The sequence below is a fragment of the Thiohalospira halophila DSM 15071 genome (assembly GCF_900112605.1).
Taxonomy (GTDB): domain Bacteria; phylum Pseudomonadota; class Gammaproteobacteria; order Thiohalospirales; family Thiohalospiraceae; genus Thiohalospira; species Thiohalospira halophila.
The window spans coordinates 12,416-32,953 of sequence record NZ_FOMJ01000009.1; the positions used below are offsets into that span (position 1 = coordinate 12,416).

Consider the following 20,538-nt stretch of genomic DNA (forward strand, 5'->3'; position numbering starts at 1 on the left):
AGCGGGTTGCCCCGCACTCCCCTCTTTATGGGGGATTTATTGAATGGTCACTTACCAATACTCCTTCATGACCATACGTTCAATGTAGTATTTGGACAATCTCTGCCCACTCCTGCTTGTGGCTTGCTCCATCACCCTCCCGTAGACTGACCCGCTGCTACGTCCCCGACCCCGCGAGAGACCCATGCACTACCGCGATCTGCGCGAATTCCTGGCCGGACTCGAGGAGCGCGGCCTGCTCCGGCGGGTGGACACCCCGGTGGACCCGAACCTGGAGATGACCGAGGTCTGCGACCGCGCCCTGCGCGCCGGCGGCCCCGCCCTGCTCTTCAACCATCCCAAGGGGTCGCAGATCCCGGTCCTGGGCAACCTCTTCGGCACCGTGGAGCGCGTGGCCCTGGGCATGGGCGCCGAGGACCCGGCTGAACTGCGCGAGATCGGCCGCATCCTCGGGGCGCTGAAGGAGCCGGAGCCGCCCAAGGGGGTGCGGGATGCCCTCGAGAAGTTCCCCCTCTTCCGCAAGGCGCTGACCATGGGGCCGAAGAAGGTTCGCAACCCGGTCTGCCAGGAGGTGGTCCTGGAGGGGGAGCAGGTGGACCTGGGGCAGTGGCCCATCCAGACCTGCTGGCCGGAGGATGCCGGGCCCCTCATTACCTGGGGGCTGGTGATCACCCGGGGGCCGGAGAAGCCGCGCCAGAACCTCGGCATCTACCGCATGCAGGTCATCGGCCGCAATCGCGTGATCATGCGCTGGCTGGCCCACCGCGGTGGGGCGCTGGACTTCGCCGAGCACCAGCGCGCCCACCCCGGCGAGCCCTTCCCCATTGCCGTCTCCCTGGGGGCCGACCCGGCCACCATCCTGGGGGCGGTGACGCCGGTCCCCGACGCCCTCTCGGAGTACGCCTTCGCCGGCCTGCTGCGCGGCTCGCGCACGGAGCTGGCCCCGGCCCTGGGTAGCGATCTGCAGGTCCCCGCGCGCTCCGAGGTGATCCTGGAGGGCCACCTCCACCCCGGCGACACCGCCCCCGAGGGGCCCTTCGGCGACCACACCGGCTACTACAACGAGGTGGACGAATTCCCGGTCTTCACCATCGACCGGATCACCCACCGCCGGGATCCCCTCTACCACTCCACCTATACCGGCCGGCCGCCGGACGAACCGGCCATCCTCGGCGTGGCGCTCAACGAGGTCTTCGTGCCGCTGCTCCAGAAGCAGTTCCCGGAGATCACCGACTTCTACCTGCCGCCGGAGGGCTGCTCCTACCGCATGGCGGTGGTGAGCATGAAAAAGCGCTATCCCGGCCACGCCAAGCGGGTGATGTTCGGCGTCTGGTCCTACCTGCGCCAGTTCATGTACACCAAGTTCGTGGTGGTGGTGGACGAGGATATCGACACCCGCAACTGGGAGGACGTGATCTGGGCCCTGACCACCCGCATGGACCCGGTGCGCGATACCACCCTGGCGGAGAACACCCCCATCGATTACCTCGACTTCGCCTCCCCGGTGCCGGGGCTGGGCGGCAAGATGGGGCTGGACGCCACCACCAAGTGGCCCGGCGAGACCGACCGCGAATGGGGCCGGCCCATCCGCCGCGACCCCGACGTGGTAGCCCGGGTGGACGAACTCATGCCCCATATCCTGGATGACAGCGGGGAAAAGCGGTGAGCACCGCCGCCTTCGAATACGCCCCGGTGGGGCTGGCGGAACTGGCCGCCGACGGCACCATTGCCGCCGCCAACCCGGCCCTGGGCGCCCTGGTGGGCAAGGCAGCGGATGCCCTGGTGGGCACCCCCGCCGCCGAGCTGACCACCGGCGAGGCGCGGGCGGCGATGGAGGCGGCCCTGGCGGCGCTGGGCCGGGGCGAGGAGCAGCGCCGGGACCTGCCCCTCGCCACCGCCGATGGCGGTACCTGCTGGACCGAGATGGCCGCTGCCCCGGCCGCCGATGGCAGCGGGGCCGTGCTCGCCTTCACCGACCTCCAGCAGCGGCGCGCCGACGAGGCCGAGCGCGACGAGGTGGAATCCTTCTATCGCCAGAGCTTCACCCACAACGTCGCCCCCAAGCTCCTCATCGACCCGGAGGACGGCTGCATCATCGACGCCAACCCGGCGGCGGAGCGCTTCTACGGCTACGACGTCGGCGAGCTGCGGAGCCGGCACATCCAGGAGCTCAACACCCTCTCCCCGGAAGAGGTCCGGGCCGAGATGGACCGGGCGGCGGCGGAAGAGCGCCTCTACTTCCGCTTCCGCCACCGGATCCGCGGCGGCGAGGTGCGGGACGTGGAGGTCTTCTCCGGCCCGGTCTGGCTCCACGGCCGGGAGTACCTCCACTCCATCATCCACGACGTCACCGAGGCCCGGCGCTACGAGCACCAGCTGGAGGTCTACCGCGACCTCTTCCGCACCGTCCCGGTGGGGATCTATCGCAACACCCCGGGCCCCGAGGGCCGCTTTCTGGAGGTGAACCCGGCCATGGTCCGCCTCTTCGAGGCCGGGGACGAGGCGGACCTACTGGCCACACCGGTGCGCGACCTCTACGTCGACCCCGCCGAGCGCGCCGCCGTTGCCCGGGCCATCCAGAAGCAGGAGAAGGTGGAGGGCCACGAGCTGCGCCTGCGGACCCTGGCGGGCAACCAGCGCTGGGTCCGCCTCTCCGCCCGCGCCACCACCACCGAGGCCGGCGATACCGTCCTCGACGGCATGGTCGAGGACATCACCGCCCAGCGCGAGGCGGAGCAGGCCCTGGAGGCGGATCGCGACCTCCTCAACCGCATCCTGGAGACCAGCGTCTCCGCCATCACCATGGTCGGCCGCGACGGCCGGATCCTCTACGCCAACGCCGCCGCCGAGTCCATCCACGGCCGCCGGCGCGACCGCCTCACCGGCCAGACCTTCGACGCCCCGGAGTGGCACGCCACCGACCTCGCGGGCCATCCCCTGAGGGCCGAGGAGCTGCCCTTCCACCGGATCCGGACCAGCGGCGAGCCGCTCCAGGGCTTCCGCCACGCCATCCAGTGGCCCGATGGCGAGCGGCGCATCCTCTCCATCAACGGCGCGCCGCTCTTCGACGCGGAGGGCGAGGTGGAGCGGGTGGTCTTCTCCATCGACGACATCACCGAGCGCTACGAGGCGGAGCAGGAGCGCGAGCGCCTCGCCGCCATCATCCGGGCGGCCCCCGACTACGTCGGCCTGGCCGACGCCGAGGGCCGCATCCTCTACCAGAACCCGGCCCTGGAGAAGGCGCTGGGCATGGATGCCGAGGAGCTGAACCGGCGTGGACTCACCGTGGCGGACGGCCACCCCGAGTGGGCCGCCCGCTGGCTGCGGGAGACGGCAATGCCGGGGGCCATCCGCGAGGGGATGTGGTCCGGCGAGAGCGCCCTGCGCAATGTGCACGGCCACACCATCCCCATCTACCAGACCCTCATCGCCCACCGGGACGGCCTGGGCCAGGTGGTGCGCTACTCCACCATCATGCGCGACCTCTCCGCCGTGCGCGCCGCCGAGGCCTTCCGCCGCCAGCTCCTGGACAGCCTCGCCGAGGGAGTCTTCGGCCTGGACACCGCCGGCCGCTTCACCTTCCTGAATCCGTCCGCCTGCAGGCTCTTCGGCTTCGGCAGCGAGGACGAGGCCCTGGGCGCCAATGCCCACGAGCTCACCCACCACCACGACGACCGGGGCAATCCCTTTCCGGAGGCCGACTGCCCCATTGCCCGGATCGCCAGGACCGGGGCTCCCCTGGACGCCTGGGAGGACTGGTTCTGGCACCGGGACGGCCACGGCTTCCCGGTGGAGAGCTACGCCGCGCCCCTGCGCGACATGGAGGGCCACCTCACCGGCGTGGTGGTCTCCTTCCAGGACATCACCCGCCGCAAGGCCGCCGAGGCGGCGCGCGACCAGGTCCTGGCCATCCTCGATGCCACCCCCGACTTCGTCTCCATGGCGCGGGCGGACGGGCGGATCACCTACATCAACCGCGGCGGGCTGCGGATGCTGGGCAAGGATCCGGAGCGTACCGGCCTGGAACAGCCCCTGCCGGAGGACATGCAGGGCGAACGCGCCGGCGCCCTGGCCCACCCCGAGTGGGCGCGGGCCGTGATCCGCGAGCAGGGTCTGCCCACCGCCGCCGAGCAGGGCGTCTGGCAGGGCGAGACCGCCTTCATGGACGCCGAGGGCCGGGAGGTCCCGACCTCCCAGGTCATCCTCGCCCATTTCGACGCCGCCGGCTCCGTGGCGCACTTCTCCACCATCCTGCGCGATATCTCGGAGCGCCGCGCCTTCGAGCAGCGCCTCCAGCGGGAGAAGGCCTTCAGCGACGCCATCCTCGACAACCTGCCCGGCATCTTCTACCTCATCGACGTTGATGGCCGCTTCGTGCGCTGGAACGAGCGCCTGGAGGCGGTGACCGGACGGGCGGGTGACGAACTGGCCTCCCTGCCGCCGCCGGCCCTCGTCCCCGAGGAGGAGCAGGCGGAGATCCAGCGGCGCGTCCGTGCCACCTTCGAGGAGGGGGCGGCGACCGCCGAGGGCCACCTCTGCCATCGCGACGGCACCCGGACGCCCTACTACCTCACCGGCTTCCGGGTGGAGCTGGGGGACCAGCCCTACCTGCTGGGAGTGGGCCTGGATATCAGCGACCTGGAGGCCACGCGCACGGAGCTGGAGCGCTCCAACGCCGAGCTGGAGCAGTTCGCCTACGCCGTCTCCCACGACCTCCAGGAGCCCCTGCGCATCGTCGCCAGCTACCTGGGACTGCTCCAGCGTCGCTACGGCGCCGAGCTGGACGATCGCGCCCAGCGCTACATCGGGACCGCGGTGGATGCCGGCGAGCGCATGCGCGGGATGATCGGCGACCTGCTGGAATACTCCCGGGTCAAGCGCATGGGCGACCCCTTCCAGCCCGTGGCCCTGGAGGAGGTGGTCGCCGCCGCCCGGGAGAACCTCGCCTCAGCCATCGACGAGGGCGGCGCCGAGATCACCGTCGACCCCCTGCCCACCGTCGCCGGCGACCGGGGCCAGCTCCTGCGGCTCTTCCAGAACCTGCTGGGCAACGCCATCAAGTACGGACCGGCCGATGACACCCCGCGCATCCGGGTCTCGGCACGGGCCGAGGGCGACCAGTGGGCCATCCGGGTCACCGACAACGGCATCGGCATGGACCCGGCGAATACCGACCGGATCTTCGGCGTCTTCCAGCGACTGCATACCCGGGAGGAGTACCCCGGAACCGGGGCCGGTCTCGCCCTGGCCCAGCGCATCGTGGACCGCCACGACGGCACCATCCGCGCGGAATCCGCCGGCCCCGGCTGCGGGACCACCTTCCACCTCACCCTCCCCGCCGCCCCGGAGGGCGAGGCGTGAGGGGTGAGCTGGGATCCGGCGACCTCCTAGCCGCCCTGCTGGACTCCGGGGTGGTGGCCGTGGCGCTGCTGGATGGCGACGGCGCCATCCGCGACGCCAACGCACTGGGCCGCCGGCTTCTGGGCCTCGCCGAGGGCGACGACGGCGAACTCCGCCCTCCGCCGTGGCACATCGCCCCGGCGGACCCCGACCGCGCGACCGCCGACGCCTTTCCCGTGGCCCCGGTGCTGGCCGCCCGGGCGCCGGTCCACAACGTCCGCCTCACCCTGGTCTGGTCCGACGGCGGCATCCGCCACATCGCCGTGGACGCGGCCCCCGTGGAGGGCACCACCGGGGAGTGGCAGGTCCTAGTCTCCCTGCGGGACGCCACCGAGCGCATCCTGGCCGAGCAGGCCCTGCGCCAGCGCGAGGCCGAGCTGGCGGAGGCCCAGCAGCTGGCCGGCCTGGGCAGCTGGGTCTCCGACCTCGATACCGGGAGCGTGCGCTGGTCCGACGAGGTCTACCGCATCTTCGGCCTCCGCCGAGAGGAATGGGGCGGCACCCACGAGGCCTTCCTGGAGCGGGTCCACCCCGACGACCGGGAGCGGGTCCAGGCGGCGGTGGACGCCGCCCTGGCCGGCGATGAATACGATATCGAGCACCGGATCATCCGTCCCAACGGACGGGTCCGCCACGTCCACCAGCGCGGGCGCGTGGACTTCGATGCGCGGGGCCGGGCCCTGCGCATGATCGGAACCGTCCTGGATGTCACCGAGCCGCGGGAGGCGGCGCGCGCCCTGGAGCACTCCCGGGCGGCCCTGGAGCGCCAGAACGCCGAACTCCGGCGCCTGGCCGAGGTGGCCGCCCACCACCTCCAGGAGCCGGTCCGCCGCGCCGCCGTCTACGCCCAGCGCCTGGAGCGCCATCCCGGCGCCGCCGACTGGTCCCACCTCCACGCCCAGCTCGCCCGCATGGGCAAGCTGGTGGGCGACCTCCAGCGCTACCTCGCCTACCAGACCCGGACCCCGGAACGGACCGCGGTGGCACTGGATACCGTCCTCGCCTCCGCCCGCGCCGACCTCGACCTCCCCGGCGCCGGGGCACTTACCATCACCACCGCCCCCGCCCCCCTGCCCACGGTGGAGGCCGACCCGGTGCAGCTGACCGAGGCGCTACGTCAGCTGCTGGACAACGCCGTCCGATACCGCCGGCCCGACGAACCGCCCCTGGTCCACGTCAGCACCCACTACGACAAGGGCACGTGGATCCTTACGGTGGCCGATAACAGCCAGGGTATCGAGGCAGCCTACCGCGACCGGGTGTTCCGCCTGTTCGAGCGGCTCGGCCCCGACGACGGCAGCGGCACCGGGGTGGGCCTCGCCCTGGTCCGGCGCGTGGCGGAGAACCACGGCGGTGAGGTCCACATCGAACCCCGGGAGCCGGGAACCGGGACCGTCCTCCACCTGACCCTGCCGGCGGAGCCGAGCCCCGGGGACTGATCCCGGAACGGCCGGAACCACTGATGATACGCCCCGGCTGTGTTAGGATTCGGGCTCGTTCGACCCGCACCGGAACTCCATGAGACCCATCACCATCCTGCTCGCCGAGGACTCCCCGGAGGACGTGGAACTCGTGCGCGAGGCCTTCGACTACCATCGCTTCGCCGCCGACCTCCACGCGGTGCGCGACGGCGTGGAGGCCATGGCCTTCCTGCGCCGGGAGGGCGAGCACGCCGAGGCGCCGGCGCCGGACCTGCTGCTGCTCGACCTCAACATGCCACGCAAGGATGGTCGGGAGACACTGGCCGAGATCAAGGCGGACCCCGAGCTGCACACCCTGCCGGTGGTGATCCTCACCACCTCCACCGCCGAGAGCGACATCGTCGAGTCCTACACCCGACACGCCAGTGCCTTCCTCACCAAGCCGGTGGACTTCGACGCCTTCCTGGAGCTCATCCGCCAGCTGGGCGAATTCTGGCTCACCGCCGTGCGCTATCCTCCCCGAGCCGGATGATGGCGGCCGCAAGCACTTACCGCGTCCTGCTGGTGGAAGACAGCCCGGCGGATGCCGAACTGGTCAACGACATGCTCGAGGAGTCCCGGGAACCCGCCCTGGATCTCACGCGGGTGGAGCGGCTGGCGGCGGCGCTACAGGCCCTCTCCCGGGAACGATTCGACGCGGTCCTGCTGGACCTGGGCCTGCCCGACAGCCAGGGGCTTTCCACCCTGCGCCGCTTCCAGGAGGAGACCGGCCCCGTGGCGGTGGTGGTCCTCACCGGCCAGGAGGATGTCGAGCTGGGCACCCGCGCCATCCAGCTCGGCGCCCAGGACTTCCTGCCCAAGGCCGAGCTGACCCCCGCGCTCATCGGGCGCACCCTGCGCTACGCCATCGAGCGCCAGCGCAGCGCCTCGGAGCTGCGGCTCATGGCCGCCGCCTTCGAGAGCGGCCAGGCCATCCTCATCACCGACGTCCGGGGGCGGATCCAGCGGGTCAATGATGCCTTTACCCGGATCACCGGCTACACCGAGGCCGAGGTGGTGGGCCGCAACCCCAACCTCCTCCAGTCCGGGGAGCACGATCGCGCCTTCTACGACCGCCTCTGGGGCGAGCTTCGGGTCCACGACCACTGGGAGGGGGAGATCTGGAACCGGCGCAAGAACGGCTACACCTATCCCGAATGGGAGTCCATCACCGCCGTGCGCAATGAATGGGGTCAGGTGGAGCACTACGTGGCCGTCTTCCACGAAATCTCGGAGCAGAAGCGGCTGGAGGCGGAGCTGGAGCGGGAGGCCTCCACCGATCGGCTCACCGGTACCTGCAACCGGCTGCGCTTCGATACCGAACTGGATAACGCTCTGGCCCGCTTCCACCGCTACGGAACGCAGACGGCGCTGATCATGTTCGATATGGACCACTTCAAGTGGTTCAACGACACCCGCGGCCACGATACCGGCGATCGCGTCCTGCGCGAGGTCACCGACCGGGTGGCGGCGGCCATCCGCGAGCCCGACACCCTGGCCCGCTGGGGCGGGGAGGAATTCATCCTCATCCTCCCGGAGACCGACGCCGACGGTGCCCGCGAACTGGCCGAGCGGCTGCGCCGTGCGGTGGGAGACACGCCGGTGGCCGATGCCGGCCACGTGACCATCAGCCTGGGCGTCACCCGCATGGGCACCGGCGACGACGCCGACAGTCTGCTCAAGCGGCTGGACAACGCCCTCTACCGGGCCAAGGAGCTGGGCCGCAATACCGTCTGCTATCTCGAGCCCGAGACCGATCTCGAGGATCGCGCCTGCTGAAGGGGCGCCTCGTCGTGCTAGACTCGCCCCGGCACGGAAGCCCAAGGAGGAATCATGAAACCGCTTCACCTCGCGGCCGCCGCCCTGGCCGGCGGCCTGCTCCCCCTCGGTAATGCCCTCGCCGCCGGCGAGGTCAACGCCTCCCTCGGCTACGCCCGCGTCCAGGACGTGGCCGAGGGCAGCGGCCCGCTCATGGGCGTGCATGGCGCCTGGGACTTCGGCGACGGGACCGCCTTCGGCCGCCTGGAGGGACGGCTCCTGGGCGGCAACGTGGACCGCGACTTCGACGACGGCGCCGGCGAGAGCGATCCCGTCGCCGAGGCCGAGTTCCGCGCCCTGATCGGCACCCGCCTGGAGGGCGGTGTGGGCCTCTACACCGGGATCGGCTACCGCCAGTTCGACGCCGAATACACCTCCCGGCCCGACGAGTACTTCACCGCCGACACGGGCGGCAGTGACCCGCGGGAGGAGTACACCAGCTCCCTACGGACCGCCTACGTCCCCGTGGGGCTGGTGGGCGAGGGCCGCCTGGAGGGCGGCTGGGAGGTCCGCACCCGGCTGGAGGCAGCCATGCCGGTGATCACACGGGAGCGCGTGGAGGGCTTCGAAGACGGAACCGAGACCTTCGACCGCACCGGCGGCGTGGGCGGCCGGCTCGCCATCACCTTCCGGCGGGACCGGCTCGGGATCACCCCCTACGTGCGCGCCTTCGACCTGCCGAAGGCCGACGCCGAGACGGTGAACAGCCAAGACCTCGCCCCCGATGACCACTACAGCGTGGTCGCCGGGATCCGGCTGGGACTGGTCTTCTAGCGAACGCCGTCCGTCACGGGCCACCCGGGGTATCGCGATCCCGGGTGACCAGGTAGACCCCCACCGCGGCCAGCACCATCCAGCCCACCAGCGCCCCGATGCCGAAGCGCTCCCACAGGGGGCCGAAGAAGAAGATCGCCAGCGCGGCCAGCGCCAGCAGGGCGTTGCCGAGGACGAAGTTGCGCTGCTTCTGCGGTTCCGGGGTCATGGCCCTCTCCTCCTTGCTACTGCCGCGCCGCCCGCCGCCAGACCAGCGTCCGGTTGTCCGCCGGCATGGGGTGCTCGGCGGCCAGGTAGAGGCCGTGCCGCGCCGCCAGTGCCTCCAGGTCGTCCAGGTCGCGTACGCCACTACCCCCGTCCCGCTGACGCAGGAAGGCGTCGAACTCGGCATTACTCGGGGCATTATGCTCGCCACCGCGACTGAAGGGTCCGTAGAGGCAGAAGGCGCCCTCCTCGCTCAGAAGCTGGCCCACGCCGGCGAAGAAGCCCTCCACCGCCGGCCAGTCCATGATGTGGACGGTATTGGCCGAGAAGATCCCGTCCATCGGACCGATAACCGCGGCCTCCCAGCCGGCCTCCCGGGTGTCGATGGTCAGGGGCTCGCGGGTGTTGGCCAGCCCGGCCTCCGCCAGCCACTGCTGGATCCCCGGATGGTTCTCCCGCTGGTCGCTGGTCTGCCAGGTGAGATGGGGCAGGGCGCCGGCGAAGGCCACGGCGTGCTGGCCGGTACCGCTGCCGACCTCCAGCACCGTGCCGGGGGCGGTGAAGACCTCGCGGATCACCGCCAGGATGGGTTCACGGTTCTGTTCCGCCGATTCGGCGTAGGGCTTCATGGGCATCGTTCCTATTGCTCCAGCGCCTGATTGAGCAGGCTCTCCAGGCGCTGTTTGTAGAAGAGGTAGTGGACCGTCTGGAGCTGTTCCGGGGGCTCGCCGACGATGGCCGGCGCCAGATCGAGGTCGGTAAGGTAGACCGGATAGTCGCCACCGCTGCGGCGCAGCCGCCGGACGCAATCGGCGACCACGGTAAAGAGATTGCGGCCGTGGTCGCGGCTGGAGAGCTCCTCATCATCACAGTAGACGGAGAAGACCGTCTTGCCGCCCTCCACCTGCTCCACGATGGCCTGCAGATCCAGGTAGCTACGCGTGCCCTCGCCGACGGCCTCCCGGGAGACCAGCTTCACCTCGCCGTTCTCACCGGCCGCCACGCGGTAGAAGGCCACCGTCCACTCGCCATCGGCCGGGTCTGCCGTTCCGCGGAGCTGGGTGAGCCGCCGGGAGACCGACTGCAGGAACCGCCCGAGATGGCTGATGAGCGCCTCGGCGGTATGGAAGGCCATGGTCTGCTGGAACAGGGAGCCGCGCTCGTCCAGGACCCAGATATCGGCCTTGTCGCCCCGGGCGCGGTAGAAGACCTGGACCACGCCGGGCCGATTCTCCCGGGCCAGCGCCGCCAGGGGGGAGCGCGGCAGGGCCTTCGGGTCCACGTGCAGCGGCGAGAAGGTCGGCCGTGCACGTCCCAGGTACTTCATCAGCGTGGTGCGCTCGGAGGTGCTCTCCTCCCGCACCTCTCCGTCGGCCCCGCGCTCGACCAGGTAGAAGCGGCCACCGGCGCGGAAGAGCAGCCGCCCCGCCCCCTCGCGCTCCAGGCAGAGGGGGCGGATCGCCGCCAGCAACTCCTCCAGCCGCTGGGTAATGGCCACCGCCTGGTCTGACTCGAAGGTGTCGGCCGCCAGCAGGTCGGGCTCGGCGCCGCCGTGGCGGGCCAGCTCCGCCAGCGCCCGGGCCACCGCCGCCGGCCCGCGAAAGGGGTGGCAGAAGGCCTCCCCCCAGGTATTCACCAGCACCAGGTCCACGGCGGCGGCCAGGTTGGCGTGGGTCCCGCCGTACTCCAGGGGATCGCCGCCCCCCTGGCCGCGGGCAGCGGCATTGATCCGCTCCGGGTCGGCGCCGACGTTGACCAGGAGCAGGGCGATGCGCACCCCGGCCGGGCGGGCCAGCTCGTCCACGTCCCCCTCGGGGGGCGGGGCCGGGAAGTCGGCCGCCAGGCGGCGCAGGGCGCGGGCCGTCTCCTCGGCGCGCCACTGGTAGCCGCCGCGGTAGAGGATGAGGTGGGTGGCCGAGGGATCCAGGACACCGTTGAAGTGGCCCCAGGCCAGCAGCTCGGCCAGGGAGCGACCGCGCTTGAGCGGGTTGGCCCCGCGGAGCTGGTCCGGCGGCACCGAGCCGCGGAAGAGCAGCCAGCGCTCGTTGCCGTCGCGGTCGGTGACCTGGTGCAGGGTGACCCGCGCCTCGTGGACGTCCCCGGCGAACTGGCCCAGCAGCTCCACCTTGCCCGCCTTGCGCTCGAAGGCGGTGAAGAGCCGCCGCCCCAGGATGTGCAGATCGCGCTTGCTGATCCGGGCATCGGCGCCGTGCTCCCGGGCGAAGCCGGAGAGGACCTGGTAGCTGCGGGTGAGCATCTCCACCACGCCCCGGCGCTGCTCGGCCACCTCTTCGATCCCCCAGTGGGACCAGGCATCCAGGACCTTGAGGTGATTGGGCTCCCAGCCCCACTCCCGGGTCAGGGCGTGCAGGGTCTCCCGGCGCCAGGGCTGGCGCTCGTGGACCGCCCCCGGACCCGTCGAGAGCGGTTCGCCCAGCTTGAAATAGAGGGCCTGGCGCGCCATCTCCAGGCGCGATTCCGCCCCGGCGGCGCGCAGGTAGGCCTCCACGCGGCGATAGAGGACCAGGTAGGGGTCCAGGGCGAGGACATCGTCCTCCCCGGCCTGGATACGACCCTTGTACTCCACCGCGAGCAGGGGGACATCGGGGTAGTCGGCGGCGTAGTTCTCCATGAGCAGGAGCTTCAGCGCCGACTTGAAGGGGGAACCCAGCCCCTTGGTGAGCTGCCACACCCCGGCGCCGAAGAGCTCCTCCGCCGGGACCCGCTCCAGGCCGCCGAGGTCGATGACCGAGTCGGGGTCCACGAAGCGTCGTCGGAGGATGGCATCCACCACCGCCGGGTACTCCGGCTCCCGCTCCGCCGGCACCAGCCACCAGGCCGGGTAGCGGCCGGCCAGCCACAGCCCGGTACGGTAGAACTCCTCCAGCAGCAGCAGGTGCTGGGCGGTCCCGGCGCTCTCCTTGGAGAGCTGCTCCACCGTCCCGGCGCGGAACGCCTCCGGGTTCACGAAGAAGATGTGGACCTCCAGCCCCAGGGAGTCGCCCCACGCCTCCACCCCGTCGGCCTTGGCACGGAGCTGCGAGAGGGCCTCCTCGTCCAGCTCCGGGTCGTGGCAGAGCCAGATGTCGAAGTCGCTCTTATGGGTGAAGGCGATGGTCCCCGCCGAGCCCATGAGGAAGAGCGCCTGGACGGCCGGCGCCCCCACGGGACGGCGGTACTGGAAGCTCCGCGCCTGGCGGCGCGCCGCCTCCTGGGCCGCCTGATCCGGCTGGTAACCGGCCACCCCGGCCGGGACCCGGTTGGAGGCGTAGCCGGGGAGGGAGGGGTGGTTGACGTCGAACAGCAGCGGCAGCAGGTGGATGAAGTCCTGCTGACGCTCGCCCAGCGCCTCCAGGATCTGCGCCCGCCGCCGGCCGTGCAGGGCCAGGAAACGGTCCCGTACGCCCTCGGGGTCCAGGGTATCGCGATCCAGGGTCAGGGGTTGGTCGTCGGCCATGGTGCCTCCGGCTGTGCGGCCCCCCATGATAAGGCAAAATCACCTTCTCGGCCCGACCCTGTCGGGCGGGCGCGCATCTCTCGCTCCGACCGACTATGATGGGCATGAAAAAGATGCACCTTGCGGCAGGAGGCCGCATCCGCGTCCCGGGAAACGTAGGGAGACCACCCAATGGCAGAAACCATCGCACCCTGGCCCCCCTGGCTGGACCATGCCCCCCTGGGCCTGCTCGCCCTCGGTGCGGACGGCCGTATCGGGGCGGTTAATACCACGCTCCTCCATCTGCTGGGAACCACCGGCGAGGCGCTCGTCGGTCAGCACCGGGACCAGCTGCCGCCGCCGGAAAGGCACCTCCTGGACGGGGCATGGGCGACCGTCCCGGTGCCGAGCAACGGCCAGCGCCCCCAGCGCTGGCTGCGCAGCCGGAAGGAGGCGGCGGGCGAGATGACCATCCTCCTCATCGAGGACCTCACCCGGGTGGAGGACCTGACCGCCGAACGCGATCGCCTGGCTGCCGAGTTCGAGCACGGCGTCAACGCCGATCGCGCCACCGGACTGCTCAATCGCGCCGGCCTGCTCATGCGCCTGGAGCCCCAGCTGGCGCGCTGCCGCCGTTACGGGGCGCAGCTGGCGGTGGTCAAGATCGCCGTCTCGCTCCCGGACCAGCCCAGCCCGGCACCGGCGGTGGCCCGAATCATCCATGACCAGCTCCGCTGGGCCGACATGGCCGCCCACCTGGAGCCGGGCTCCTTCCTCATTGCGCTGCCGGAGACCGATGCCGCCGGCGCCAACGAGATGCTGCAACGGCTGGCCGGACGGCTGGCCCTGGAGCTGGGGGCCGTGCCCGTGGTCGCCCACGGCGTGACCGAGTGGCAGCCCGGTGATGACACCGCCGCCCTGCTACGGCGGGCAGAGAACGCCATGATCCAGGGCGGCCTGGAGCAGACAGCCGGGGAATGACGCCGGGGGCGGACGAGGAAGGGCGCGGACCCATCGCGAATCCCGCCACCGTCGGGGATCCCGTGGGCGTCTTCCATCCCGTCACGGGCCAGTGGTTCCGGTCGGCCTTCGGCACCCCCACCCCGGTCCAGGCGCGGGGCTGGCCGGCCATCGGCGCCGGCGAGCACGCCCTGCTGGTGGCGCCCACCGGCAGCGGCAAGACCCTGGCCGCCTTCCTCGCCGCCATCGACCGGATCAGCCACCAGCCCGCCGCCGAGGCCGGGGTGCGCGCCCTCTACATCTCCCCGCTGAAGGCACTGGTCCACGACGTGGAGCGCAACCTGCGCAACCCCGTCAGCGGCATCGCCCGCACGGCGGAGGCGCGCGGGGAGACCGCCACCCCGCCCACGGTGGGGATCCGCACCGGCGATACCCCCCAGGCCGAGCGCGAGCGCCAGCGCCGCCGCCCGCCGGAGATCCTGGTCACCACGCCGGAATCCCTCTTCCTCATCCTGGGCAGCCGCGCCGCCGCCAATCTCGCCACGGTGGAGACCATCATCGTCGACGAGGTCCACGCCCTGGCCGGGACCAAGCGCGGCGCCCACCTGGCCCTCTCGCTGGAGCGGGTGGCCGCCCTGGCCCACGGCGACCCCCAGCGCATCGGCCTCTCCGCCACCGTGAATCCGCCGGAGACCGCCGCCCGCTTCCTGGCCGGCGACCGGCCGGTGACCACCGTGGACGCCTCGGAGCCGCCCCAAATCCGGCTCACCGTGAGCGTGCCGGTGCCGGACATGGAGAACCCGCCACCCCCGCCGGCGGAGGACCCCGATGCCGGCGGCCCCATCCTGGGCGAGGCCCACCGGCGCGCCGCCGGCCCCTCGCCGGGGGAGCAGGGGATCTGGCAGGCCCTCTACCCCCGCCTGGTCGCCCTGGTGCGCGAGCACACCGCCACCATCATCTTCGTCAACAGCCGGGGTCTGTGCGAGCGGCTGGCCCAGCGCCTCAACGAGCAGGCGGAGGCGACCGGTGACGAACCCCTGGTCCGCGCCCACCACGGCAGCCTGGACCACGAACGTCGCGCCGCGGTGGAGGAGGCCCTCAAGGCCGGGACCCTGCGCGGGATCGTCGCCACCTCCAGCCTGGAGCTGGGCATCGACATGGGGGCGGTGGACCAGGTGGTGATGGTGGAATCCCCGGGCACCGTGGCCAGCGGCCTCCAGCGCGTGGGCCGTGCCGGCCACGGCGTGGGCGAGGCCAGCCACGGCACCATCCTCCCCAAGCACCGCGGCGACCTGCTCCACGCCGGCGTGGTGGCCGAGCGCATGCTCGCCGGCGCCATCGAGACGGTCCGCATCCCCGAGAATCCGCTGGACGTCCTGGCCCAGCAGGTGGTGGCCACCGCCGCCGCCGGCGATACCCGCCGCGCCGACCTGCTGGCCCTGGCCCGGCGCGCCGCTCCCTACCGCCAGCTGCCCGAGGCGGCCCTGGACGGGGTGCTGGAGATGCTCTCCGGCGGCTACCCCTCCTCCACCCTGGCCGACCTGCGCCCCCTGCTGGCCTGGGATCGCACCGCCGATGCCGTCACCGCCCGCCGGGGCGCGGCCATGCGGGTGCGCCTCAACGGCGGCACCATCCCCGACCGCGGCGCCTACCCGGTCCACATCGCCCCCGACGGCCCCCGGGTGGGGGAGCTGGACGAGGAGATGGTCCACGAGACCCGGGCCGGCGAGAACATCGCCCTGGGGGCGAGCACCTGGCGGGTGGCCGAGGTCACCCGGGACCGGGTGCTGGTCACCCCGGCCCCCGGCGAACCGGGCAAGCTCCCCTTCTGGCGCGGCGACGGCCCCGGCCGCCCGGTGGAGCTGGGCCGCGCCCTGGGCGCCTTCACCCGGGAGCTGGCCGCCGCCGACGACATCGCCGCCGCGGTGAGCGAGCGCGTACCCACCGACGCGGGGGCGGCCGCCAACCTCGCCGCCTACCTGCGCGAGCAGGTCGAGGCCACCGGCGACGTCCCCTCGGACCGGACCATCGTCGTCGAGCGCTTCCGCGACGAACTCGGCGACTGGCGCATCGCCGTCCTCTCCCCCTTCGGCGCCCGGATCCACGCTCCCTGGGCGCTGGCCCTGCGCCAGCGCCTGGCCGATTACACCGGCGCCGAGACCCAGATCCTCCACACCGACGACGGCATCACCCTGCGCCTGGCCGACGGCGATGAACTGCCGCCGGTGGAGACGCTCTTCCCCGAGCCGGAGGCGGTGGAGGAGCAGGTCACCGAGGTCCTGGCCGATACCAGCCTGTTCGCCGCGCTCTTTCGCGAGAACGCCGGGCGCAGCCTGCTCATCCCGCGCCGGGGCGGAAAGAGCCGCACCCCGCTGTGGCAGCAGCGGCTCAAGGCCCAGAGCCTGCTGGCCGAGGTCCGCCGCTACCCGGCCTTCCCCCTGGTGCTGGAGACCTACCGCCAGGCCCTGGCCGACCACTTCGACCTGGCCGGCCTCACCGAGGTGCTCGCCCACGTGCGCGACCGCCGCATCCGGGTGCGCAACGCCGAGACCGACCACCCCTCGCCCTTCGCCCGCTCCCTGGTCTTCGCCTTCGTCGCCGCCTTCCTCTACGAGGAGGACACCCCGCTGGCCGAGCGCCGCGCCCAGGCACTTACCCTGGATCGCGGCCTCCTGGCGGAGCTGGTGGGCCAGGCGGAGCTGCGCGACCTGCTGGACGCCGACGCCGTGGCAGCCGTGGAGGCGCGCCTGGCCCACACCGATCCCGACCACCGCGCCCGGGACGCCGACGAGCTCCACGACCTCCTCCGCCGCCTGGGCGACCTCACCGGGGCCGAGGCCGCCGAACGCGCCACGGGGGACGCCGCCGCCTGGCTGGCCGACCTCCAGCGCCAGCGCCGCGCCCATGCCGCCACTATCGCCGGCGAACCGCGCTGGATCGCCACCGCCGACGCCGGCCTCTACCGCGACGCCCTGGGCGTGCCGGCCCCCAGCGGCCTGCCGGAGTCGGCCCTGGCCCCGGTGGAGCGCCCCCTGGAGCGGCTGCTGGCCCGCTACGCCCGCCACCACGGCCCCTTCACCACCGCCGAAGTGGCCGCTCGTTACGGCCTCACCGCCGGCCAGGTGGAGCCCGTCCTCCAGGGGCTCGCCGGGGCGGGGCAGCTGCTCCACGGCGCCATCCGCCCCGCCGGCAGCGGCGAGGAGTGGGTGGATACGGAGGTCCTGCGCCGGCTCAAGCGCGAGAGCGTGGGCCGCCTGCGCCAGGAGGCGGCGGCGGTGGACGGGGCGACCCTGGCCGCCTTCCTCCCCGGCTGGCAGGGCGTGGGCGAGGCCGGGACGCTGGAGGAGGCCATCGCCTCCCTGGAGGGGATCGCCCTGCCCTGGAGCCTGTGGACCACCGCCATCCTCCCCGCCCGGGTGCGCGGCTTCTCCCTGGACGAGCTGGAACGGCTCACCGCCGGCGGCGAGGTGGTCTGGGTGGGGGCCGGCAGCCTGGGCACCAGCGACGGCCGGGTGCGCCTGCTCTTCCGGGAGAACGCCGCCCGACTGCTGGAGCCGGAGGCGGCCGCCGGCGACCCGGCGGACTCGGAAGACCCGGTGGCCGCCGCCCTGCTAGCGGAGCTGGACCGGCGCGGGGCGGTCTTCTACACCGATCTGGAGAGCGCCGTAGCCCGGCGGCTGGGGGATGTGGCCCCGGAGGCCTTCCGCACCGCCCTCTGGGACCTGGTCTGGGCCGGCCGGATCACCAACGACACCCTGGCCCCGCTGCGCGGGCTGGGCGGGCGCGGGCGCAAGCGCACCCACCGCACCGCCGGCGGCCGCTGGACCCGGGTGGCCGAGCTGGCCGACCCTCGAATCACCGCCGAGGACCGCGCCCTGGCCCGCGCCGGCATGCTGCTGCGCCGCTACGGCATCGCCGGGCGCACCGCCGCCGGGGCCGAGGGGCTGCCCGGCGGCTTCGGACCGGTCTATACCGCCCTGGGCAGCCTGGAGGAGGCCGGCCGCGTCCGTCGGGGCCACTTCGTGGAGGGGCTGAGCGGCGCCCAGTTCGCCTGGCCCGGCGCCGTGGACCGCCTACGCGCCCACCGCGACGAGGCGGAGGAGGGCAACGGCCCCGCCCGCCTGCTCCCCGCCGCCGACCCCGCCAACGCCTGGGGCCAGCTCCTGCCCTGGCCGGCCGTGAGCCCCGGCGGAAGCCGCCCCCGCCGCGGCGCCGGGGACTGGGTGGTCACCGTCGCCGGCCATCCGGTCCTCTTCGTCGGCGGGGGCGGCAAGCGGATCACCACCTTCGATGAGGCCACCGGCGACGGCGAGGCCCTGGAGGCGGCCGCCGCCGCCCTGGCCGGCCTCACCGGCCGCGGCCGCCTGCTCACCGTCGAACGCATCGACGGCGAACCGGCCCGGGAATCCGGACACGCCCCCGCCTTCCGCAGCGCCGGCTTCTCACCGGACTACCGGGGGCTGGTTTGGGAGTCCTCGCCCCGCTGAGGGGCCGAAGAAGTCGAAAGCCGGCTAGTAGTGCAACCGCACCTGGGCAATCAGCAGGGCATCCCCGTCCACCTTGTAGACCAGGCGATGCTCTTCATTGATCCGCCGGGACCAGTAGCCGGATAGGGCGTGCCGGAGGGGTTCGGGCTTGCCGATCCCCGCGTACGGCTCGCGCTGGATGGCCTTGATGAGTTCGTTGATGCGCTTGAGGGTGCGACGGTCCGTGCGCTGCCAGTAAAGGTAGTCCTCCCAGGCTCGTTCGGAGAAGATGAGCCTCATTCCTCCAGGCTCCGCTCCTCACCACCCCCCTGCTCGAGTTCGGCGATGGATTCCAGCAGTCGACGGGCATTCTCCGGCGACCGCAGGAGGTAGGCCGTCTCCTCCAGGGCCTCGTAGTCCTCCTGGGCCATCATGACCACCGAGCCGGCGCCCTTGCGGGTGATAATGACCGGTGCGTGGTCCTCGCAGACCTGTTCCATGGTGCGCGCGAGATTGGTACGCGCGGCGGTATAGCTGATGGCATCCATGACGGCCACTCCAGAATGTACATGTACAGAATATTGTACGCTAAAGTGCCACCGCTACCACCCCGCGGAGTGCTAGGCTGACCTCATGCATCCGTCACGGGAACGCTACCTCCTCGGCATCGACCTCGCCGGCCCGGCCGCCCCGCAGCGTACCGGGGTGGCGCTCTTTGCCGCGGAGGGCGAGGGGATGCGCCGCCTCCCGGCGGGGTGCGACGGCTCCGACGAGGGGCTGCGCGTCCGGGTGGCCGAACGGGCGGAGGAGGCGCCGGTGGTGGTGGGGATCGATGCGCCGCTCTCCTACCAGCCCGGCGGCGGGCAGCGAGAGGCGGACGCGGAGCTGCGCCGGGTCATCCAGGCGTGCGGGATGCATCCGGGATCGGTGATCCCGCCCACGGCGCCGCGCATGGTCTACGTCACCCTGCGCGGGGTGGCCCTGGCCCACGCCCTCACCACCATCGACGCCGCCCATCCGGTTCGCGTGGTGGAGGTCCACCCCGGCGCCACGCTCTGCCTGCGGGGCGCACCGCTGGCGGCCATTCGCGCCTTCGCCACGGAGACCGCCGCCCGGGCCGAGCTCCTGCAATGGCTGACAGAGTACGGGATCGACGGCCTGGACCCGACGGCCACGGAGTCCGACCACGACGTGGCCGCCTGCGCCGCCGCCCTGGGCGCCCGGGACTGGTTCGCGGGCCGGCCCCGGTGGCTCCACCCGGCCCGACCGCCCTGGCACCCCTTCGACTTCGCCTGCTGATCTTCAGAGGGAGCGCGAAAACTCGGCCAGGCGGTCGGCAGTCACGACCAACCCCTGGGCATCCGCCCGGATTGCCGCCGCCAGGACGTGGGCATCATCGGGGTCCGGCGGCGAAGAGGCCGCTTACCGCCAGCCGGAGGAGGAAATCCCGCAGCGGTGCCGGATAGAGCACACAGGCGTCATAGACGACCACATACGCCATTCAATAGCCCATATCCTCGTCCTGAGCCTGCTCCACCAGGGCATCCAGTGCCTCCTGGCTGCGCGCCTCACATTCCTGTTTGTAGGCAATCAGATCCGCATACCGAATACGCCGGTGCGTACCGACCCGATGGAACGGGATGGTCCCCTCCTCCAGGAGCTTGATGACGTGGGGGCGGGAGACATTCAGGAGTTCGGCCGCCTGCTGGGTCGTGAGTTCCGCATGGGTCGGGACCACGGTCACGGCATTGCCCTGGGCCATCTCCACGAGAAGATCTCGCAACAGGGAGAGCGCCTGGCGCGGCAGCACCAGGTCGGTACCATCCAGCCTCACGCGGGCCCGCTCGGCATCCCCTTCGCGGGCCAGGAGGCGGCTCAGCTCCTCGGCACTGGACCGCGCCAGATCCGCGGTCTCCGGATCGAGGGGCGGGGTGCGGTCGTCGGCAACGCTCATGGGACCTCCTGTGGACTGGCTATTGAACTCTAGTCCAGCCCGCCCCTATTCGCAACAAACGAAACG

At 72.1% G+C, this 20,538-nt stretch carries 15 protein-coding genes and 1 pseudogene; 9 read left to right on the forward strand and 7 right to left on the reverse strand.

Going from position 1 to position 20,538, the window contains the following annotated elements:
• The first annotated feature begins 184 nt into the window (after positions 1 to 184).
• The 6 genes from ubiD (at position 185) to BM272_RS11505 (ending at position 9,452) form a co-directional block, all read left to right on the forward strand.
• On the forward strand, positions 185 to 1,666 hold the full coding sequence (gene ubiD / locus BM272_RS11480; protein ID WP_093428936.1) for a 4-hydroxy-3-polyprenylbenzoate decarboxylase: 1,482 nt from the start codon (positions 185 to 187) through the stop codon (positions 1,664 to 1,666).
• Positions 1,663 to 5,361, forward strand: a complete 3,699-nt coding sequence (locus BM272_RS11485; RefSeq protein WP_093428937.1) for a PAS domain S-box protein — start codon at positions 1,663 to 1,665, stop codon at positions 5,359 to 5,361. Before ubiD ends, BM272_RS11485 begins: the two co-directional genes overlap by 4 nt.
• On the forward strand, positions 5,358 to 6,839 hold the full coding sequence (locus BM272_RS14240; RefSeq protein ID WP_317622796.1) for a sensor histidine kinase: 1,482 nt from the start codon (positions 5,358 to 5,360) through the stop codon (positions 6,837 to 6,839). The genes BM272_RS11485 and BM272_RS14240 overlap by 4 nt, the downstream gene beginning before the upstream one ends.
• 79 nt (positions 6,840 to 6,918) lie before the next feature.
• Entirely contained in the window at positions 6,919 to 7,353 is a 435-nt protein-coding gene (locus BM272_RS11495; protein ID WP_093428938.1) for a response regulator, read from the forward strand.
• Positions 7,350 to 8,639: a GGDEF domain-containing response regulator gene (locus BM272_RS11500; RefSeq protein ID WP_240308119.1), complete on the forward strand. Its 1,290-nt coding sequence runs from the start codon at positions 7,350 to 7,352 to the stop codon at positions 8,637 to 8,639. Before BM272_RS11495 ends, BM272_RS11500 begins: the two co-directional genes overlap by 4 nt.
• A 54-nt stretch (positions 8,640 to 8,693) precedes the next feature.
• The gene (locus BM272_RS11505) at positions 8,694 to 9,452 is read left to right on the forward strand and encodes a hypothetical protein (protein WP_093428940.1); all 759 of its coding nucleotides are present in this window, start codon (positions 8,694 to 8,696) and stop codon (positions 9,450 to 9,452) included.
• A 13-nt stretch (positions 9,453 to 9,465) separates the two neighbouring features.
• Here the strand turns inward: BM272_RS11505 and BM272_RS11510 are convergent, their stop codons facing one another.
• The 3 genes from BM272_RS11510 to BM272_RS11520 are packed head-to-tail and all read right to left on the reverse strand — an operon-like array spanning position 9,466 to position 13,113.
• Complete coding sequence (locus BM272_RS11510) at positions 9,466 to 9,660, reverse strand: hypothetical protein (RefSeq protein WP_093428941.1); 195 nt, start codon at positions 9,658 to 9,660, stop codon at positions 9,466 to 9,468.
• 16 nt (positions 9,661 to 9,676) lie between these two features.
• On the reverse strand, positions 9,677 to 10,291 hold the full coding sequence (locus tag BM272_RS11515; RefSeq protein ID WP_093428942.1) for a DUF938 domain-containing protein: 615 nt from the start codon (positions 10,289 to 10,291) through the stop codon (positions 9,677 to 9,679).
• A gap of 5 nt (positions 10,292 to 10,296) precedes the next feature.
• Positions 10,297 to 13,113: a class I adenylate cyclase gene (locus BM272_RS11520; RefSeq protein ID WP_159433079.1), complete on the reverse strand. Its 2,817-nt coding sequence runs from the start codon at positions 13,111 to 13,113 to the stop codon at positions 10,297 to 10,299.
• A gap of 171 nt (positions 13,114 to 13,284) precedes the next feature.
• Here BM272_RS11520 and BM272_RS11525 point away from each other — a divergent pair, with 171 nt between their 5' ends.
• Together BM272_RS11525 and BM272_RS11530 are read left to right on the forward strand one after the other, a co-directional pair.
• On the forward strand, positions 13,285 to 14,073 hold the full coding sequence (locus BM272_RS11525; RefSeq protein WP_093428944.1) for a GGDEF domain-containing protein: 789 nt from the start codon (positions 13,285 to 13,287) through the stop codon (positions 14,071 to 14,073).
• A complete protein-coding gene (locus BM272_RS11530) occupies positions 14,070 to 18,539 on the forward strand; it encodes a DEAD/DEAH box helicase (protein WP_093428945.1) in 4,470 nt (1,489 codons plus the stop codon). Before BM272_RS11525 ends, BM272_RS11530 begins: the two co-directional genes overlap by 4 nt.
• Positions 18,540 to 18,563: 24 nt before the next feature.
• Here the strand turns inward: BM272_RS11530 and BM272_RS11535 are convergent, their stop codons facing one another.
• Positions 18,564 to 18,818, reverse strand: coding sequence for a Txe/YoeB family addiction module toxin (locus tag BM272_RS11535; protein WP_093428946.1), 255 nt, complete (start codon positions 18,816 to 18,818; stop codon positions 18,564 to 18,566).
• Entirely contained in the window at positions 18,815 to 19,066 is a 252-nt protein-coding gene (locus BM272_RS11540; RefSeq protein ID WP_093428947.1) for a type II toxin-antitoxin system Phd/YefM family antitoxin, read from the reverse strand. Before BM272_RS11540 ends, BM272_RS11535 begins: the two co-directional genes overlap by 4 nt.
• A gap of 85 nt (positions 19,067 to 19,151) precedes the next feature.
• On the opposite strand from BM272_RS11540, the gene BM272_RS11545 reads away from it, so the two are divergent.
• Entirely contained in the window at positions 19,152 to 19,817 is a 666-nt protein-coding gene (locus BM272_RS11545; RefSeq protein WP_093428948.1) for a DUF429 domain-containing protein, read from the forward strand.
• A gap of 106 nt (positions 19,818 to 19,923) precedes the next feature.
• On the opposite strand, the pseudogene BM272_RS14315 reads toward BM272_RS11545, so the two are convergent.
• Both BM272_RS14315 and BM272_RS11550 read right to left on the reverse strand, forming a co-directional pair.
• Positions 19,924 to 20,019: pseudogene (locus tag BM272_RS14315) on the reverse strand (PIN domain-containing protein); the annotation flags it as partial.
• Entirely contained in the window at positions 20,020 to 20,472 is a 453-nt protein-coding gene (locus BM272_RS11550; protein WP_093428949.1) for a helix-turn-helix domain-containing protein, read from the reverse strand.
• Positions 20,473 to 20,538 lie beyond the last annotated feature (66 nt).

Excerpts from the sequence above, each read along its gene's own strand:
- BM272_RS11510 (WP_093428941.1), bottom strand. The coding sequence starts at position 9,660 with ATGACCCCGGAACCGCAGAAGCAGCGCAACTTCGTCCTCGGCAACGCC.
- BM272_RS11550 (WP_093428949.1), bottom strand. The coding sequence starts at position 20,472 with ATGAGCGTTGCCGACGACCGCACCCCGCCCCTCGATCCGGAGACCGCG.
- BM272_RS11495 (WP_093428938.1), top strand. The coding sequence starts at position 6,919 with ATGAGACCCATCACCATCCTGCTCGCCGAGGACTCCCCGGAGGACGTG.
- BM272_RS11520 (WP_159433079.1), bottom strand. The coding sequence starts at position 13,113 with ATGGCCGACGACCAACCCCTGACCCTGGATCGCGATACCCTGGACCCC.
- BM272_RS11515 (WP_093428942.1), bottom strand. The coding sequence starts at position 10,291 with ATGCCCATGAAGCCCTACGCCGAATCGGCGGAACAGAACCGTGAACCC.
- BM272_RS11545 (WP_093428948.1), top strand. The coding sequence starts at position 19,152 with ATGCATCCGTCACGGGAACGCTACCTCCTCGGCATCGACCTCGCCGGC.
- BM272_RS11525 (WP_093428944.1), top strand. The coding sequence starts at position 13,285 with ATGGCAGAAACCATCGCACCCTGGCCCCCCTGGCTGGACCATGCCCCC.
- BM272_RS11530 (WP_093428945.1), top strand. The coding sequence starts at position 14,070 with ATGACGCCGGGGGCGGACGAGGAAGGGCGCGGACCCATCGCGAATCCC.
- ubiD (WP_093428936.1), top strand. The coding sequence starts at position 185 with ATGCACTACCGCGATCTGCGCGAATTCCTGGCCGGACTCGAGGAGCGC.
- BM272_RS11540 (WP_093428947.1), bottom strand. The coding sequence starts at position 19,066 with ATGGATGCCATCAGCTATACCGCCGCGCGTACCAATCTCGCGCGCACC.
- BM272_RS11500 (WP_240308119.1), top strand. The coding sequence starts at position 7,350 with ATGATGGCGGCCGCAAGCACTTACCGCGTCCTGCTGGTGGAAGACAGC.
- BM272_RS11535 (WP_093428946.1), bottom strand. The coding sequence starts at position 18,818 with ATGAGGCTCATCTTCTCCGAACGAGCCTGGGAGGACTACCTTTACTGG.
- BM272_RS11505 (WP_093428940.1), top strand. The coding sequence starts at position 8,694 with ATGAAACCGCTTCACCTCGCGGCCGCCGCCCTGGCCGGCGGCCTGCTC.